14 protein-coding genes are annotated in these 14,600 nt (G+C 64.4%); 6 read left to right on the top strand and 8 right to left on the bottom strand.

From position 1 onward, the window contains the following. Positions 1-82: 82 nt before the first annotated feature. The 4 genes from HYR72_21095 to HYR72_21080 all read right to left on the bottom strand — a co-directional run bounded on the left by HYR72_21095 (position 83) and on the right by HYR72_21080 (position 5,323). The gene (locus HYR72_21095; GenBank protein MBI1817479.1) at positions 83-2,191 is read right to left on the bottom strand and encodes a M13 family metallopeptidase; all 2,109 of its coding nucleotides are present in this window, start codon (positions 2,189-2,191) and stop codon (positions 83-85) included. Between the two features lie 24 nt (positions 2,192-2,215). Next, entirely contained in the window at positions 2,216-3,376 is a 1,161-nt protein-coding gene (locus HYR72_21090; GenBank protein MBI1817478.1) for a methionine synthase, read from the bottom strand. Positions 3,377-3,681: 305 nt separating this feature from the next. Next, positions 3,682-4,497 (bottom strand): SDR family oxidoreductase, encoded by an 816-nt coding sequence (locus HYR72_21085; protein ID MBI1817477.1) that lies wholly within the window; start codon positions 4,495-4,497, stop codon positions 3,682-3,684. 4 nt (positions 4,498-4,501) lie between these two features. Next, complete coding sequence (locus HYR72_21080; GenBank protein ID MBI1817476.1) at positions 4,502-5,323, bottom strand: SDR family oxidoreductase; 822 nt, start codon at positions 5,321-5,323, stop codon at positions 4,502-4,504. A gap of 172 nt (positions 5,324-5,495) precedes the next feature. Here HYR72_21080 and wrbA point away from each other — a divergent pair, with 172 nt between their 5' ends. The 6 genes from wrbA (at position 5,496) to HYR72_21050 (ending at position 10,016) form a co-directional block, all read left to right on the top strand. After that, complete coding sequence (gene wrbA, locus HYR72_21075) at positions 5,496-6,101, top strand: NAD(P)H:quinone oxidoreductase (GenBank protein MBI1817475.1); 606 nt, start codon at positions 5,496-5,498, stop codon at positions 6,099-6,101. Between the two features lie 99 nt (positions 6,102-6,200). Then, positions 6,201-6,515, top strand: a complete 315-nt coding sequence (locus HYR72_21070; GenBank protein ID MBI1817474.1) for a GIY-YIG nuclease family protein — start codon at positions 6,201-6,203, stop codon at positions 6,513-6,515. Between the two features lie 7 nt (positions 6,516-6,522). Beyond that, positions 6,523-6,993, top strand: a complete 471-nt coding sequence (locus tag HYR72_21065) for an N-acetyltransferase (GenBank protein MBI1817473.1) — start codon at positions 6,523-6,525, stop codon at positions 6,991-6,993. A 325-nt stretch (positions 6,994-7,318) separates the two neighbouring features. Continuing rightward, on the top strand, positions 7,319-7,744 hold the full coding sequence (locus HYR72_21060) for an ester cyclase (protein MBI1817472.1): 426 nt from the start codon (positions 7,319-7,321) through the stop codon (positions 7,742-7,744). Positions 7,745-7,848: 104 nt separating this feature from the next. Continuing rightward, entirely contained in the window at positions 7,849-8,073 is a 225-nt protein-coding gene (locus HYR72_21055; protein ID MBI1817471.1) for a hypothetical protein, read from the top strand. Continuing rightward, positions 8,073-10,016, top strand: coding sequence for a YncE family protein (locus HYR72_21050; GenBank protein ID MBI1817470.1), 1,944 nt, complete (start codon positions 8,073-8,075; stop codon positions 10,014-10,016). Before HYR72_21055 ends, HYR72_21050 begins: the two co-directional genes overlap by 1 nt. A gap of 158 nt (positions 10,017-10,174) precedes the next feature. Here HYR72_21050 and HYR72_21045 read toward each other — a convergent pair whose 3' ends face one another. The 4 genes from HYR72_21045 to HYR72_21030 form a co-directional block, all read right to left on the bottom strand. Beyond that, complete coding sequence (locus HYR72_21045; protein MBI1817469.1) at positions 10,175-11,434, bottom strand: ferritin-like domain-containing protein; 1,260 nt, start codon at positions 11,432-11,434, stop codon at positions 10,175-10,177. Positions 11,435-11,614: 180 nt separating this feature from the next. Next, positions 11,615-12,424 carry a phosphate/phosphite/phosphonate ABC transporter substrate-binding protein gene (locus HYR72_21040; GenBank protein MBI1817468.1) on the bottom strand — a complete coding sequence of 270 codons (810 nt, stop codon included), beginning with the start codon at positions 12,422-12,424 and terminating at the stop codon, positions 11,615-11,617. A 119-nt stretch (positions 12,425-12,543) separates the two neighbouring features. After that, complete coding sequence (locus HYR72_21035) at positions 12,544-13,713, bottom strand: acyl-CoA/acyl-ACP dehydrogenase (GenBank protein ID MBI1817467.1); 1,170 nt, start codon at positions 13,711-13,713, stop codon at positions 12,544-12,546. A gap of 325 nt (positions 13,714-14,038) precedes the next feature. After that, the gene (locus HYR72_21030; protein ID MBI1817466.1) at positions 14,039-14,458 is read right to left on the bottom strand and encodes a pyridoxamine 5'-phosphate oxidase family protein; all 420 of its coding nucleotides are present in this window, start codon (positions 14,456-14,458) and stop codon (positions 14,039-14,041) included. Positions 14,459-14,600 lie beyond the last annotated feature (142 nt).

The following is a 14,600-nucleotide window of genomic DNA, read 5'->3' as shown; positions in this document are numbered from 1 at the left end:
ACCAGAGCGCGTCGCGTCTGGCTAGATCTGCGCCCGGGGAGGCACGAGCGGAAGCCCCCCGAGTTCGTCGACCGCGATCGTCTCACCACACCGAGCACACATCGGTGGGGTGCATGCGGGTACCGATCTCGCATCCGAACGCTTCGGCAAAGTCCGGCGACTGCGACAGCGAGCCGTTGACACGGACATGCGGTGGAGCGTGACGGTCGATCATCATCAACGCCAGTTCGGCCTCCGGCTTCGCTCGGGTACACCACGCTTGCGCGAACGCCACGAAGAAGAGTTGATCGTTGTTGAGTCCGGTAACTCGTGAGGGGGGATCGTCGTGACTGACCGTCCACTGCTTGTAGGCTCGGTACGCCGCCCTGACGCCGGCGATGTCGGCCATGTTCTCAGTCAGCGTCACCTCACCGTTGACGTTTATTGGCGCGAGTGTCGGGCGCAACTTTACCGCCGGCGTTGACCCATACACCCGCCGCAGGCATTGCGCGGGTTGCACGAACTGCTCGACCGTCGCCTGCCCCCACCAATCTGACAATCGTCCGGCTCCGTCAAAGTGGCGACCGGCGCGGTCGATGGCGTGGCTGAACTCATGTGCGATGATCGTGCCCAATCCACCGAAATTGACGGCCGCCGGGAACCCTGGATCGAAGAAGGGCGGGCGCATGATCCCAGCCGGAATCGTGATCTGGTTGAGCGGCGCGCTGTAGAACGCGTTCACCGTCAACGCTGGAGCGATCCAGCGCGAGCGATCGATGGGCGTACCAACGCGACTGAGCGCGCGCGCAAACTCCGTCCGCCGAATCGCTGCGCTCTTGGCAAAGTAGTCCCCGGAAGACTCCGGCGCTTCATCTCGATCCGGCCATGGGGTGGGGTGGCCGACTTGGAGTTTGACTCCGCGCAATTTTGCGGCGGCGGCGCCGCGCGTGTTCGCGTCCATCCATGCCGCCTCGGAGACCATCGCCTCAACCGCTGGCGCCACGTAGCCAATCATGTCGTGAACCCCGCGCTCGCTTTCGCCAACGGGATGGCGATTGAGATACGCGCGCGCCAGGCTATCGCCCAGCGCTTGATCGGTGGACTGCACACACCGTCGCCACCGCGGTTCCGCATCATTAGAGCCCACGATCGATTGGTAGAATCTAAAATGCTCTGCCGCGACCGCGTCCGCAAGCATCTCCGCAGTGTAGTGGACGAGCTGCCAGCGGAGGTAGGCTCGCACCACGCGGAAGTCGGAGGCGGCGATCAAGCGATCCAACTCGCTCAGGTATTCCGGAGCGGCGACGTTGAACCCGCCGCTCCCCGAGTGACCAATCTCCGTGAAGTAGGCTTCCCATGGAAGATGCGGCGTGAGTTCCTGCAACTCGGTCACGGCAGCCTTGCGATACAGGCGTTGGGGCTCAAGCTGTGGATCGCGCGCGCGGAAGATCTCGGCGAGGCTGTGCTCGAAAGCCATCACGGTGTTCGCCTGCTCATCCGCAGCGGCGTCGGACTCACCCACCAACGCCAGCATACGCACCACGTGCGCGCGGTACTGATCGCGCACCGTGTGACTGACGAGATCTGTGCCGAGATAGAAACTCGGGACGTGCAACCCGAGGCCCCCTTGGTCGAGGCTTACGAGGGTCATCTCCGGATTCATCCAATCGGGGCCGGTGGTGATGGTGAACAGCACCGGCACACCAATCATGTGCAAGACACCAACCGCGTGCATCAGCGCCGCCGCGTTGTTTACGCTTGCGATCAGGTCGACGAACGGCTGAAGGTTCGCCGCGGCGGTTGCCGCATCGCCTGCCTCGCTACAGGCGCGGAAGAAGTCTTCCGCGCTGCTCAGCCCAGGATCATCGGCAGGATCCTCGCTCAACAACCGCCGCAACTCCCGAAGCTGGAATTCGCGGACCTCGATCATTCCACGGCCCCACATCGAATAGTCCGAGGGCATCGCCACCTTGTTGAGCCAACCACCGCAGGCGAAGCGATAAAAGTCCTGGCAGGGATCGGCCGACCGCAGCAGCGCCGCGTTGACTTCGACCGTGGCGCGTTCTTCCGGCATCGCGATCGGCCCGCGCACGTGGTTGCTCGCCACCACCGGCGCACCGCTACGCGGCGGCGGACTACAATGCGCGGCGGCGAGCAGCAGCGCGAGATGTGCCCACTGTTTCAGTCGGCCGCCGGCACGCCGTCCCGTCATGGCATGATCAACAAAACAGTCGCATCAGAGCAGCCGCCGCGTCGCCAGATCCGCGCCGGCGCGCAGGGCGCGCAACTTCTCCCACACCACCTCTTCAGCCACCTCGCCCAGGCCGGCTGCCGTGTCGAAGCCGCAGTCGGTGCCGGCGAGGACGCGGTGCGGATCGCCGACGGCGCGCGCCGCCAGCTCGATGCGGTCGGCCACCACTTCGGGATGCTCGACGTAGTTGGTGGTTGTGTCGATCACGCCGGCGACCAAGAGCATGTCGGCGGGCAGCGGATGGCGCGCGAAGCAGCGGTGCTCGTGCGCGTGGCGCGGATTGCCCATCGACAACACCAACGCACCGACGCGCGCCTGGTAGAGGCGCGGGAGAATGTCGTCGAGCGGCACGTCGAGGTCGTGCGGCGCTTCGTAGTTGCCCCAGCACACGTGCAAGCGCACGCGCTCGCGTGGGATGTTCGCCAGCGCGCGGTTGATGGCCACGATGTTGCGGTCGACGAAGGCCAGGAAGTCCGCCAACGGCCGGTCGGCGAACGACGTGTGCCGCTCCATCGCCAAGTCGGGGCAATCCAGCTGCAGCACGAAGCCCTGCTCGACAATGTACTCGTATTCCACCTTCAGCGCGTCGGCGAGCGCCATGACATAGTCGTCGTCGCTGGCGTAGTGTTCGTTCAACATCGCGCTGGCGACGATTCCCGGCGACGCCGCGCTCATGAACGACTCGACGAAGCCACTTGCCTGGTCGCCGAGTATCCGCCGGTAGTTGGCGCACTCCCGTTCAACCTCTGAGCGATCGACGTACTGCACGGCGCCGATGGCCTTCGGCGCGTTCATCAGGCTTACCATCGTGCCCGAGAAGTCGGGAAGTTTGAGATTCAAAAAGCTCTGATAGCGAACGATGTCGCGCATGATCGGCCGTTGGCTCTGGCCGCCGAAGCCACTTAGGCGATGCTGCACGTAGGTGAAGAAACTCTCGCGCGGCTGCTCGCCGTTGTTGCCAACGTCGACGCCGACTTCGAGCTGGCGCGTAACGACATGCTGCGTCGCCCGCTCGACCGTCTCCGCAAACACAGCGGCGTCCACCAGCTCGCGCCGGCTCTTCTTCACCATCAACTCCACCAACGCCGCCGGCCGCGGCAGGCTGCCAGCGTGAGTGGTCAGAATGCGTTTGTCGCTCCGCTCCATCTTGCCTCCATCAATACGCCTTCCGAACGCGCTATCGCCGCGCTTAGTGGCGGCCTCTCGCAAATGCAGTGACGTATTGTGAAGGGTCTCCTCTCCCGGATGGGAGAGGATCAAGGTGAGGGCGATTTGACAATGCCGAAGGCCACAAGGTTCCACGTGCCGCCGAATCTGAGCAGACTGGAATGTAGGCTTCGCCGATCAAGTTCATCCCCCTCATCCTGACCTTCTCCCATCCGGGAGAAGGAACCCTCGTCCGATTCGTTACTGTAATTCCGAAACGAGGTACTTAGCTTCGGACGTGCCGTCTACGACATCGGCCCCAGCAACAATCCACCATCGACCGGAATCGCCACACCGTTCACAAAGGCCGCTGCGCGCGAGGCGAGGAACACGACGACAGCGGCGATCTCGCTGGGCTGCCCGAGCCGCTGCGCCGGGACTTGTCGCACCACCGCGGCGCGGGCTGGCTCCGGCATCGACAGCACCAGCGGCGTGGCGATGAGCCCGGGCAGCACAGCATTGCACGTCACGCCGCGCGCGGCGTACTCCTTCGCCACGGTTTTCGTCAGCGCAATCACGCCGGCCTTGCTCGCCGCGTACGCCGGCTGCAGTGGCAGCGGCTGCTCGGCCGCCACTGAGGACATATTGATGATGCGCCCCCACCCGCGCTCCGCCATCCCCGGCACGCATGTTTGAATGCACGCGAACTGGCCGCTGAGATTCACCGCCAACTCGCGATCCCACGCGTCGCGCGCCATCACGGCGACCGAGGCGAGGTTGTTCACGATGCCGGCGTTGTTGACGAGAATGTCGATCGGCCCCAACTCTTGAGTCGCTCGCGTGACCGCGTCGCGTACCTGCGCGCTATCGGCGACATCGAACTCGATCCCGACGGCACGGCTACCAGCTTGAATGATCGCGTCGACCGTCGGCACGTCTTCATCCGCACCCGACACTCGGCGTGACAATCGGTAGTAGCGCTCGCCCTGATATTTCGCGAGGCGCACATCGCCAACGGCGACCGCGGCACCCGCGTGCGCCAACTCCAGCGCGATGGCGCGGCCGATTCCGCGCGCTGCGCCGGTGACCAACGCCACCTTGCCGGCGAGTGACAAATCCATCGTGTCAGCGCCCGGCGCTCTGCTGGGCGGCCATCTGCGCAGCCATCTGCGCCGCCGTGGCAGAATACATTCCGGCGGTGATGCCGCCGTCGGGAAAGAGAATCGTGCCGGTCATGAACCCGGCGGCGTCGCCGGCGAGGAAGGCAGCGACGTTGGCCACGTCGCCGGGCTCACCGATGCGGCCGACCGGCGTTCGGTCCACCAGAGCGTTCGCCATCATCGGATTGTCGAGGATGTTTTGGGTCATCCCCGTGGCGATGAAGCCGGGACCGATCGCGTTGCAGGTGATGCCGGACCGTCCGCAGGCGATCGCAAACGATTTCACCAACTGCTTCACCCCCCCTTTGCTGGCGCAGTACGCCGGGCTCCCGGCGCTGCCCCACTCCGCCATCACACTCGCGGTGGCGATCAACCGGCCGCCGCGGCCTTGCGCGATCATCTGATTCGCGGCGGCCTGCAGCGTGAAGAACACGCCCTTGAGATTGACACTGATCGTGCGGTCCCACTGCGCCTCGGTCATCCGCAAGCAGTCGGTATCCTTCTCGACCACCCCCGCGTTGGCCACCGCGATGTCGACGTGGCCGAACTGCGCGACCGCGGCACTGATGAGCTGATCGATATCGACTTTCTTGGATACGTCGCAGCGCTGAACCAATGCGCGCCGGCCCTGCGCGCGGATCAGCTCCGCCGTCTCCGCCATGCGAGCTTCGTCGACATCCGCGATGACCACATCCGCGCCCTCTGCCGCAAACCGCACCGCGATACCGCGCCCGTTGCCGAACGCACCGCCGGTCACGATTGCCACCTTGTCGTTCAACTTTCCCATTGCATCAACCTTTCGAGGTAGTGTGTGGTCTCTGGCTTTCGACTTTCCGCTTTCGACTTTCAACTTCTTGGCCCCATGTCTGGCCGATCCAGCGGTCGCCTGTCAATGCCGAAGCCTTCGTTTGTGGTTCCTGGTTTGTGGTTGCTATGGACGGACGCGGTCGGGAGGCATCATGAGCAAAGTTCTGATTCTCTACTACAGCATGTACGGCCACGTGGAGACGTTGGCGCACGCCATCGCCGACGGCGCTCGCGGCGTGGCGGGCACGGATGTCACGATCAAGCGGGTGCCCGATTTGATGCCGGAAGATGTCGCGCGCAACCACGGCGCGAAGCTTGACCAATCCGCGCCGCTCGCCAAGCCGAGCGAGTTGGCCGACTACGACGCCATCATCTTCGGCACACCGACGCGGTTCGGAAACATGGCCGCGCAGATGCGCAACTTCCTCGATCAGACCGGCAAGCTATGGGTGCAAGGCGCGCTGGTGGGAAAGGTCGGCAGCGTGTTCACCAGCACCGCAACGCAACACGGCGGACAGGAGACGACGATCCTGTCCTTCTACCCGACCCTGATCCATCACGGCATGATCATCGTCGGCGTGCCCTACTCCTGCGCTGAACTGAACAACATGAGTGAGATCACCGGTGGTACGCCCTACGGCGCCAGCACCATGGCCGGCAGCGATGGCCAACGGCAGCCGAGCGAGAACGAACTCATCATCGCCCGCTTCCAAGGTAGGCACGTGGCGGAGGTCACCAGAACACTCACAGTCGTGTAGGCGGCACCATGGCCTCCGCGTACGCGAAAATGATAGAAAGTCGATCCGATGGACAACCGCGCCGAACTCAAACGCCAATACAAAGAGTCGACACCGCCGATGGGCATCTTCGCCGTTCGCAATCGCACCAACGGCAAGATTCTGCTCGGCGCTAGCCTGAACCTGCCAGGCAGTCTGAATCGCACCCGCTTCCAGTTGCAGCATGGTAGCCACAAGATCGCGGCGCTCCAGCAAGACTGGACCACGTACGGCGCCGACGGCTTTTCCTTCGAGGTGCTGGACGAACTGCCTCCCGTCGAAGACAAGAGCCACGACTACCGCGAGGATCTCAACACGCTGGAGTCGCTGTGGCTCGATAAGCTGCGGCCCTACGGCGACGCGGGCTACAACACGCCGCCGACAACGGACCGCTAGGCGACCCATGGCGATTCGCGACGCGACTCCCGCCGACATCGAAGCGATGGTGACGCTTTCCGAGGCGTTTCGCCAGCGTCTGACCACGTACTCGCCAACCTTCTGGCGCAAGGCCGAGGATTCCTTCGCGCGGCAAGTGACCTGGTTCGAGATTCTACTTGGACTCGACGACACCATCGCGCTGGTCGATGACGAAGAGGGATCGCTGCGCGGCTTCGTGATCGGCCGGCTCACGCCCGCGCCACCCGTGTATGCACCGGGCGGACCGGGTTGTTTGATCGACGACTTCTGCGTAACGTCGGAAGATGATTGGCCGACCGTCGGCCGCGCGCTGCTGGCCGAGATCGAAGCGCGCAGCAAACAGCGCGGCGCCGGTGCGTGCATAGTCATCTGCGCACATCTCGATGCGCGCAAGCGCGCGTTCCTCGCGCAACGCGACTTCGCCGTGACTGCCGAGTGGCACGTGCGCACGTTGTGACCGCCGACGGCTGAACGGGCCGGGCAGCCAGGGACGGCTGCCGCCATCCAGGACATGGACAGCGAGAGCGCTGCCGAGATCTGCTCCAATGGGGCTTGGCACAAGAAGGCCCTCGATACGATCGCTTCGCGATCTACTCGGGCAAACGGATTTGGAGAGATCGTGAAAACAAACCGCTTCCCCGAGTAGCCGCACTGAGTAGAAGCCGAAGGCTTCGTATCGAAGGGCTGCGTATCGAGGGGCCACCTTGCGCGGAGCGCTGCCCGAATGGTAGCGAACAGCGATTTGCGCTATCGCGCAGCCAGCACGGGGTTGGAGGGTTGTGATGTCCATCGACAACAAAGCCATCGTTCGTCGTTTGTTCGAGATGTGGAACACCGGCAATGTCGACCAGATCGAGGAACTCTACTCGCCGGACTACGTGTCCGACTATCGGCCCTACGCGCCGTTGCGCACCGGTCACGCCGCCATCAAGGCCATGGTGCAGAACGCGCGCGCCACATTCCCCGACTACCACGAGGCGCTGGAGGAGATGATCGCCGAAGACGACAAAGTGGTCGTGCGCTTGACGATCACCGGCACACAGAAGGGACCGTGGGGACCAATCCCGCCGACCGGCAAGCAGCTCCGCTATGAGGAGATTTTGATCCTGCGCTTCACCGACGGCAAAGTCGTGCATCAGCGCGGCCTCGTCGACAACCTCCACGCCTTGCGTCAGCTCGGTGTGGTGCCGACGCCGCCGAGCTCGTGAATGCCTTGCGGGCGACCGTGGCGGTTAGCAGCTCGATAGCGATGCTCTGGAAGGACAGACTCTGGCGATTGTTCCATTCATTCTCACGTGTGGCTGAAGGTACAATGGTTCGGCGACGCGGGCGCGACCAACATGAAGTAAGAGTTGGATCGCGTCGATATGTTGTCTTCACCGAGATGATGGTAACTGGTCCGTTCGATTTCGTTGTCGATCGAGACTCCGTGCGCGAGGTCGGTACCGACATGCCGCCACAAACCGATCGTGAGGAAGTCCTCCGACACCTCTGTCGCTACTTCGAGCTGAATCGATACCGCTACGACTTCTATTGATGGAATGTAACGGACTACCGAGTGAGGCGTTTTTTTTCTTGCTTTGCCTGCAGCGGGATGAGAGCTTCAACAGCGTGCTGCGCCGAGCAATCTGGCTGCCCGCTTTGCCGCGAACCGCTGTCGTGGCCGCAATCTTCTCGATAACATTGCACGGCCTCTGCCGAACCGCGTCGGCAAATCCGTTCGCGTACGTCGCCGACAATCGGGATGGCCAGAAGGGCCAAATCCGGGTCGTCGACGTTGCCACCAACACAGTCGTCGCCTCGATCCCGCAGGATTGGTGGCGTGTCGACGACATTGTGTTTACTCCCAGCGGTCGCTTCGGGTACGTGCTCCAACTCAGCGCGTTGTCGCTTCTCGACGGCCGGTCGAACACCTTCGTCAACGAGGCCTTCGTCGGGGCAGCCAAGCGGGCGGCCATCACCCCCGACGCTCGTTTCGTGTATTTGGCAAGCTCGTGGTACGAGGGGTGGCCGGAGCACCACGTCGTCTCGGTCATGGAGACGGCCACCGACACCATCGTCGCGAGCATCCCGGTGGCCGACGAGCCGTACGCGATTGCCATCACGTCTGACGGTCGCAGTGCGTACGTACCGGCCTGCAAGTATCACTGTGACCATCTGTCAGGCGGCGAAGTGTACGTGCTCGATACGACCACCGAGCAACTCGCGGCCACCATCGGCGGCGTCGGACCGGGCGAGATTGCGCTGAGCCCGGACGGGGCGTTCGCGTATGCGACGAGCATCGTTGGCTATTCGTGCGCTTTCTCTTCGGGCTGCAGCGCAAGCCTCTCGATCATCAGCACGGCAACCAACACGGTGAGGGCCACCGTGACGCTACCAGCGCCGGACTTTCCAGCGGGCATTGCTGTCACGCCTGACGGTCGCTCCGTCTACGTCACCCTCACCTGGCCGGACGTGGGCACCGATAGGGTTGCTGTGATCGATGCCGCAACCGCAACACTTGCGGCGACGATCACTCTGCCCGACGGCAGCTTTCCGGAGGGCATCGCGATCACGCCGGAAGGTCGCTCCGCCTACGTGGCCAACCGCGCCAGCCAGTCGCTCGCCGTCATCGACACGGCCACCAATACAATCACCAGCAACATCCCGCTCTGCGATTCCGCAGTTGACTGCTGGCCGAGCCGTATCGCGATCGCGTCAGTGCCCTCGTCCACAACTGAGTGTGAGCCAAACACGATCTGCTTGGCGGTTGGATCGGCTACCGTGACGCCGGGAGCGACGCGGAGCGTCGGGGTGACGTTGACAAACGCTGGCAATGACGTCGCGGGCACACAGAACGACCTAACGTTCAGCGCCGGCGCATCGATCGCAGCTAATCCCGGCGGACGGCCTGATTGCCAGCCGAACGCGCACCTCGGCCTCTCCGGCACCGCATTCGCGTTCGTCCCCGCGACATGTACCCCGGGAGTGGATTGTACGAGCGTTCGCATTCTGGTGTTCTCGTTCGACGACGCCGCGCCGATTCCAGACGGGTCCCTCCTCTACACCTGCAACGTGAAAATTGCGGACGACCTCGCTGCCGGGACGTACCCGTTGCGCATCTCCAACGTCGTGGCTTCAGATCAGTTTGGACAGAGACTGAAAGCGATGGGCGCCGATGGAGCGATCGTCGTGCCGCCTTCTCGCATCCCGAACACCAGCGAAGCGAGCACGGGGGCATCGCTGAACGCTGCGGGCGGGTGTCAGACGGGCGGCGGTGGCGACCGGCCGTGGACGTTGCTCCTGCCGGCCGTGCTGGCGCTCGTTGCGCGCTGGCGCCGCAACCAGTCCAGCCACGCACTTCGGAGCGATAAGGCGCCTACTGCCGAAGTCAACGCGCTCGACAGTCGCGACCCGACGTGGGCAGCACTTGAAGTGGCTGTCCAAAGTCTACTGGCTGGGCCTCGCTCATACGGCGAAAGCGGCCGGGCGCACGCGTGAGCGACGTCGCAGGCCCAAGCCAGCGGATCGAGGCGACCGCTTGAGCCCACGCCATCCGCATCTACAACAGACCGTCCGCGGGTATTTCAACCGGTGCTTCAAGCTTTCTCCGGCCAACCTGAGCGTCGAGTGAGGAGATCTAGCCGTCGGACCAACGCTCACATGAAATTCGGCGTGTGCAACTCGGAGAGAATCTCGGCTTGCTCTGCCGTGAAGCCGGCGCTCTGCAAACGCCGGGTGCGGGCTTCGTGCATGGTGTGGAGTAACTCGCGCACGGCTTCGTGACCGCGCGCGATGGCGCGCGGGTCGGTGCCGCGCGCGGCGAGAATCGTTAGCGCATCGATCAATGGGGCGGGCGCGCCGCCGGCGTCGTGCAACGTCGCGGCGCGGCGGCGCACCGCGGCCTCGAGACGCGCCGCCAACGTTGGATCGTGCGCAAGCCCGTGACTCACATGCGCGATGCCGAAGTGGACGTGGCGAGCTTCGTCGGTGCGCGCGCGGCGCGTCAGCTCTGCGGTGGCGTCGTCGGGTGCGTGCTCTTCGACAAAACGCAGCAAGTCGAGAAACGTTCCTTCGCCCAACACCGAGAGCAAGAACGCCGCTCCGCTGAAGTCGGTGAGCGTCAGCAGCGAGTGCAACGACCGCGAAGTCGTCGCGGATGACATTCCCACACCGCCACCGCCGGCCCGCGCGCGCTTGAGGAACACGTCGATGTGTCGCGCTTCGTCGGCGAGCTGGCTCGCCAAGAACATCGCCACTTCGACATACGCCGGATGAATGCGCGGCAGGAAGTTCGCCGGGACGTAGAGGGCCGCCAATTCGTTCTCGGCGAGGAACGTCATCACCTGGCCGACGGCCGCTTCCAGCGCGTCGGGCAGCGGACGCACGGTGTGCCACGGGATGTCGCGGGTTGCGTCCCACTGCGCGGCAACGGCTTGGTCGTACAGCATCGCGACTTCGGGCGGCGCGACGTGGTCGCGTTCGAGCAGCGTGAAGGGATACGCCGGCCCACCCGGTTCGACCACTGCGCCACGCGGGGCGAAACCACTCGTCGGCTGCGAGTGCGGCGGCATCGGTACCGCGGCGAGCATGTCCGCCGCGGTCAGGCGGCCATCGCGTTGCGGCAGCGTGATGCCGTGCTCGCGGTCGCCGGCGGCGACACCATGCGTCCCTCGTTGGATCAAATGTCGATCACGGCCATCGGTTGTAGCTTCGCAACCGAGATACTCATGCCTCTCGACGCGACACCACGACGGCAGATCCTCGCGCACTGCGCGCGACGACGACAGCACCGCCAGCACGCCGCCCGGATCGAATCGGTCGAGGGCAGGACGCACGAGCGCCAGCAATCCTCCGCCGAGCGGTAGGTCGCCGCCGTCGATGGCGATCGAGGCTAGTGGGATTGCAGAAGTCTCCATCTGGGCATCGTCGTGCGTGAATGTAGAATCGCCCTCACCCTAGCCCTCTCCCATCCGGGAGAGGGGATTTCTTGGCTGGCGCCCAAAACTCCGGCGTAGGGGCGATGCATGCGTCGCCCATGCATCGGCAAGAGCACGGCGTACCGGCGTGAATCGGCGGTTTCATCTGCATGCCACCGCTCACCACCCGCCCTGATCGTCAAGCGCGGCGCGCAGGCTGTCGTAGCCTTCTTCCCGCGGCGGCATCCACTTTCGTAAACCTTCCAACTCCATCAACCGGCGGTGCGCCGGGTTCTCCCACTGCATCGCAAACAGCGCACGTTTGAACGCGTCGAGTTTTTCGCTCGCGATGTTCGGATGCGCGTCGAACATGCAGTGATCAAAGCCGGGCGTGGTCCACAACACTTCGAGCTTCGCCGGATCGACGCGACCGGCCGCTTGCTCGACGATCCAGATGTAGTCGCCGACCGTGCCGGCGTGCGCGCGCCCGTCGTTGAGCGCGGCCAGCACGTCGAGCTCGCTGCGGCCGGTGTCGCCATGCTTGCCGACGTCGGTATCAAACGCGAGGATTTTTACGCGCGCGAGATCGACGCCGTCTTCCTTCAAGAAGTGCAGCGGCAGCATGCGCGCCTGCGTGGAGTCGCGGCTGCCGACGGCGAGTGTCTTGCCGGCGAGATCGGCAAGCGACCTGATGCCGGCGTCCTTGCGCACCACCACCTTGGCGTGGAAGTCGCGATCACTGTCGCGCATGCCGAGCGCGCACGAACGGCCGTGCGTGCGGCGCTGCACCTGCACGTGCGCCAGCGGTGTGTTCCACGCTACGTCGATGTGTCCCGCCAGCAGCGACGCCACCTGGCGCTCGTAGTTGGAGAACAGCGCGAAATCCATCGCCACGCCCTGCTCCTGGAAGTGTCCGCGAATGCCTTCCCAGATCGTCACGACCTTCGGATCGTAGGCAACCGCGCCGAGTAGAATGGTTGAATCTGGCATCGTTCATCTCCTCTAGATCGTAGCGCGTGAGTCGTGAATCGTGAATCGTGAATCGGTCGGAGGCGGATGCACGCTTTCGCACGTCACGACTCACGAGTCACGCGTCACGTCTCACACTTTCACCCGAACAACTCCATTCCCGTCAACGCTCGGCCGATGAAATCGTGCAGATGATCGACGGTCGGCGCCATTACCCATCCGGCACGGGCGTCGCGGAACAGGCGTTCGATCGGCAAGTGCTTCGAGAACGCGGCGCCGCCGCACGCCTTCATCGCGGCGTCGGTGACGTCGATGGCGGCCTCGAGCGATGCTAGCCGCGTCTGCAATACATACAGCGGTGTGGTCGCCGAGGGCCGCTCCATTTCGCCCAACGTGTAGCCGAGCAGCGCCCGCACCTGCTCGGTGCGCACGCTCATCTGCGCTAGCCTGGCGCGCAGATTCGGCAAATCGCGCAAGCGACTGCCGCTGTGCTCGAAGCCCTGGCCCACCAAGTGCGCGCTAGTGGCGGCGAGCGCCGCGCGGCACAGGCCGCTGGCCATCGCCGCAGTGCCGATCGCGAACCACGGCAGGATGACTTCGAGCATGGTCTTTGCGCCTTCGCCCATCGCGCTCACCAGATCGCCGGCGACCAGGCGCAGGTTGTCGATGGTGATGGGCGCCGAGTCGTTGCCGCGCAACCCGAGCCCGTCGAATCCCGCGCTCACGCGTACTCCGGGCGCACCGCGACGCACGAAATAGATCGTCGACTCGAGCGGTGAGGCCGCGCCTGGTCGCTGCGCGCTGGCTACATACGAGTCGGCGCGCCCGGCCGCGGTCACCCACGACTTCGCCGCGCTGGTGACATAGCCGCCGTTCTGCTCGACGAGTTGCGATACCGGCGCCCAGAACTGTGACCGCGAGCCCTTCTCCGACAGCGCAAGCGTCGTGAGGTGACGACCCGCGGCGATTTGTCGCAGCACGTCGTCGCGATACGACAACGTACTCGACGACGCGATCGCTTGCGCGGCGGTGACGTGCATCACGTAGATCATCGCGGTTGAGGCGCACGCGCCGGCGAGCTCTTCGACCACGGCGGCAAAGGTGCGCGGCCCCTGCCCTTTGCCGCCAAAGTCCGGCGCAACGCACAGGCCAAAGAAGCCACGCTCGGCGAGCGCGGTGATGCTCACGGCGGGAAAAATCGCCTGCGCGTCGACTTCCGCCGCGTGCGAGGCGGCCACGTCCGCGGCAATGCGACTGGCTGCCGATGCGAATTCGCTGGCGGTCTCATCGAGACCGTAGATGTGAGGCATTGCACTACACTCCCCTGCCACGGGTCCGCGCCCGTGGGTGTTGTCGGTTCATGTTGCGCGGAGTTAGCGACGATACGGCACGCGATCGATCGGGCTGTGTCAGGTGAAGCCCGATCCGGCGGGGAGAGGCACCGCGCGCGCCACGAGTTGCATGACGGCACTACATACCGAGCGACCGCGTCGGGTCAAGAGGGATACTCAGGCAAGCGGCTATCGAAATGGTGCGAGAAAGAACCGTTTCCCCGAGTAGCAGTGCTGAGTAGAAGCCGAAGGCTTCGTATCGAAGGGCTGCGTATCGAGGGGCTCCTCCTCGTGCGAAGCCACCCTACGCCATCTTCTTGTAGTCCACCGACAGCCAGCGCTCCGGCTTCAACGACACCAGGACGCTGCCGGTTCGCTCGTCGGCGGTCATGGCGAGATACATCTCGCCCATCTGCTCGCCTAGGTAGCGGATCGCCATTTGACGACCGTCGCGCTCGAAGTCCGGCGTGCCGATGGTGATCGGACCTTCGACGCTGACGTATTGATACGGCGGCGTCTCGGTCTGCACGCACAAGCTGGCGCGGCCTGCTGTGCGCAAGAGCGCGGCCTTCTTCGACGAGCCGCCGGTAACCATGCGCACGACGCCACCCGGTTCGTAGCTGTACCAGATGGGAACGGTGAGCGGCCCGCGCCCCAGTTCGACCACACTCAAGATGCCCGGACGCGTTTGCGCCAGGAACGTTTCACGCTCCGCCTTCGTCATCACTAACGAGCTTGTAGAAAAACCATTTGGCCGCATGGCCTCCGTCTCGGGAGGCGCTGATCGTGGATTGGGTGAATCATTCGCTGTGGTCGGTCGGTCTGTTTCCGACGTGGCGTCGTGCTTGGCTGCGGATCGTCCGGGT

It is taken from the genome of Deltaproteobacteria bacterium (assembly GCA_016178705.1).
Lineage (GTDB): Bacteria > Desulfobacterota > Binatia > HRBIN30 > JACQVA1 > JACOST01.
The sequence above is the reverse complement of the archived record's forward strand: the minus strand, read 5'-3'. Positions and strand labels throughout refer to the sequence as shown.

Bases quoted from the DNA above. Each gene is read 5' to 3' on its own strand.
- HYR72_21035 (MBI1817467.1), bottom strand. From the start codon at position 13,713: ATGCCTCACATCTACGGTCTCGATGAGACCGCCAGCGAATTCGCATCG.
- HYR72_21070 (MBI1817474.1), top strand. From the start codon at position 6,201: ATGGGCATCTTCGCCGTTCGCAATCGCACCAACGGCAAGATTCTGCTC.
- HYR72_21080 (MBI1817476.1), bottom strand. From the start codon at position 5,323: ATGGGAAAGTTGAACGACAAGGTGGCAATCGTGACCGGCGGTGCGTTC.
- HYR72_21095 (MBI1817479.1), bottom strand. From the start codon at position 2,191: ATGACGGGACGGCGTGCCGGCGGCCGACTGAAACAGTGGGCACATCTC.
- wrbA (MBI1817475.1), top strand. From the start codon at position 5,496: ATGAGCAAAGTTCTGATTCTCTACTACAGCATGTACGGCCACGTGGAG.
- HYR72_21085 (MBI1817477.1), bottom strand. From the start codon at position 4,497: ATGGATTTGTCACTCGCCGGCAAGGTGGCGTTGGTCACCGGCGCAGCG.
- HYR72_21050 (MBI1817470.1), top strand. From the start codon at position 8,073: ATGGAATGTAACGGACTACCGAGTGAGGCGTTTTTTTTCTTGCTTTGC.
- HYR72_21060 (MBI1817472.1), top strand. From the start codon at position 7,319: ATGTCCATCGACAACAAAGCCATCGTTCGTCGTTTGTTCGAGATGTGG.
- HYR72_21045 (MBI1817469.1), bottom strand. From the start codon at position 11,434: ATGGAGACTTCTGCAATCCCACTAGCCTCGATCGCCATCGACGGCGGC.
- HYR72_21065 (MBI1817473.1), top strand. From the start codon at position 6,523: ATGGCGATTCGCGACGCGACTCCCGCCGACATCGAAGCGATGGTGACG.
- HYR72_21030 (MBI1817466.1), bottom strand. From the start codon at position 14,458: ATGACGAAGGCGGAGCGTGAAACGTTCCTGGCGCAAACGCGTCCGGGC.
- HYR72_21055 (MBI1817471.1), top strand. From the start codon at position 7,849: ATGGTTCGGCGACGCGGGCGCGACCAACATGAAGTAAGAGTTGGATCG.
- HYR72_21090 (MBI1817478.1), bottom strand. From the start codon at position 3,376: ATGGAGCGGAGCGACAAACGCATTCTGACCACTCACGCTGGCAGCCTG.
- HYR72_21040 (MBI1817468.1), bottom strand. From the start codon at position 12,424: ATGCCAGATTCAACCATTCTACTCGGCGCGGTTGCCTACGATCCGAAG.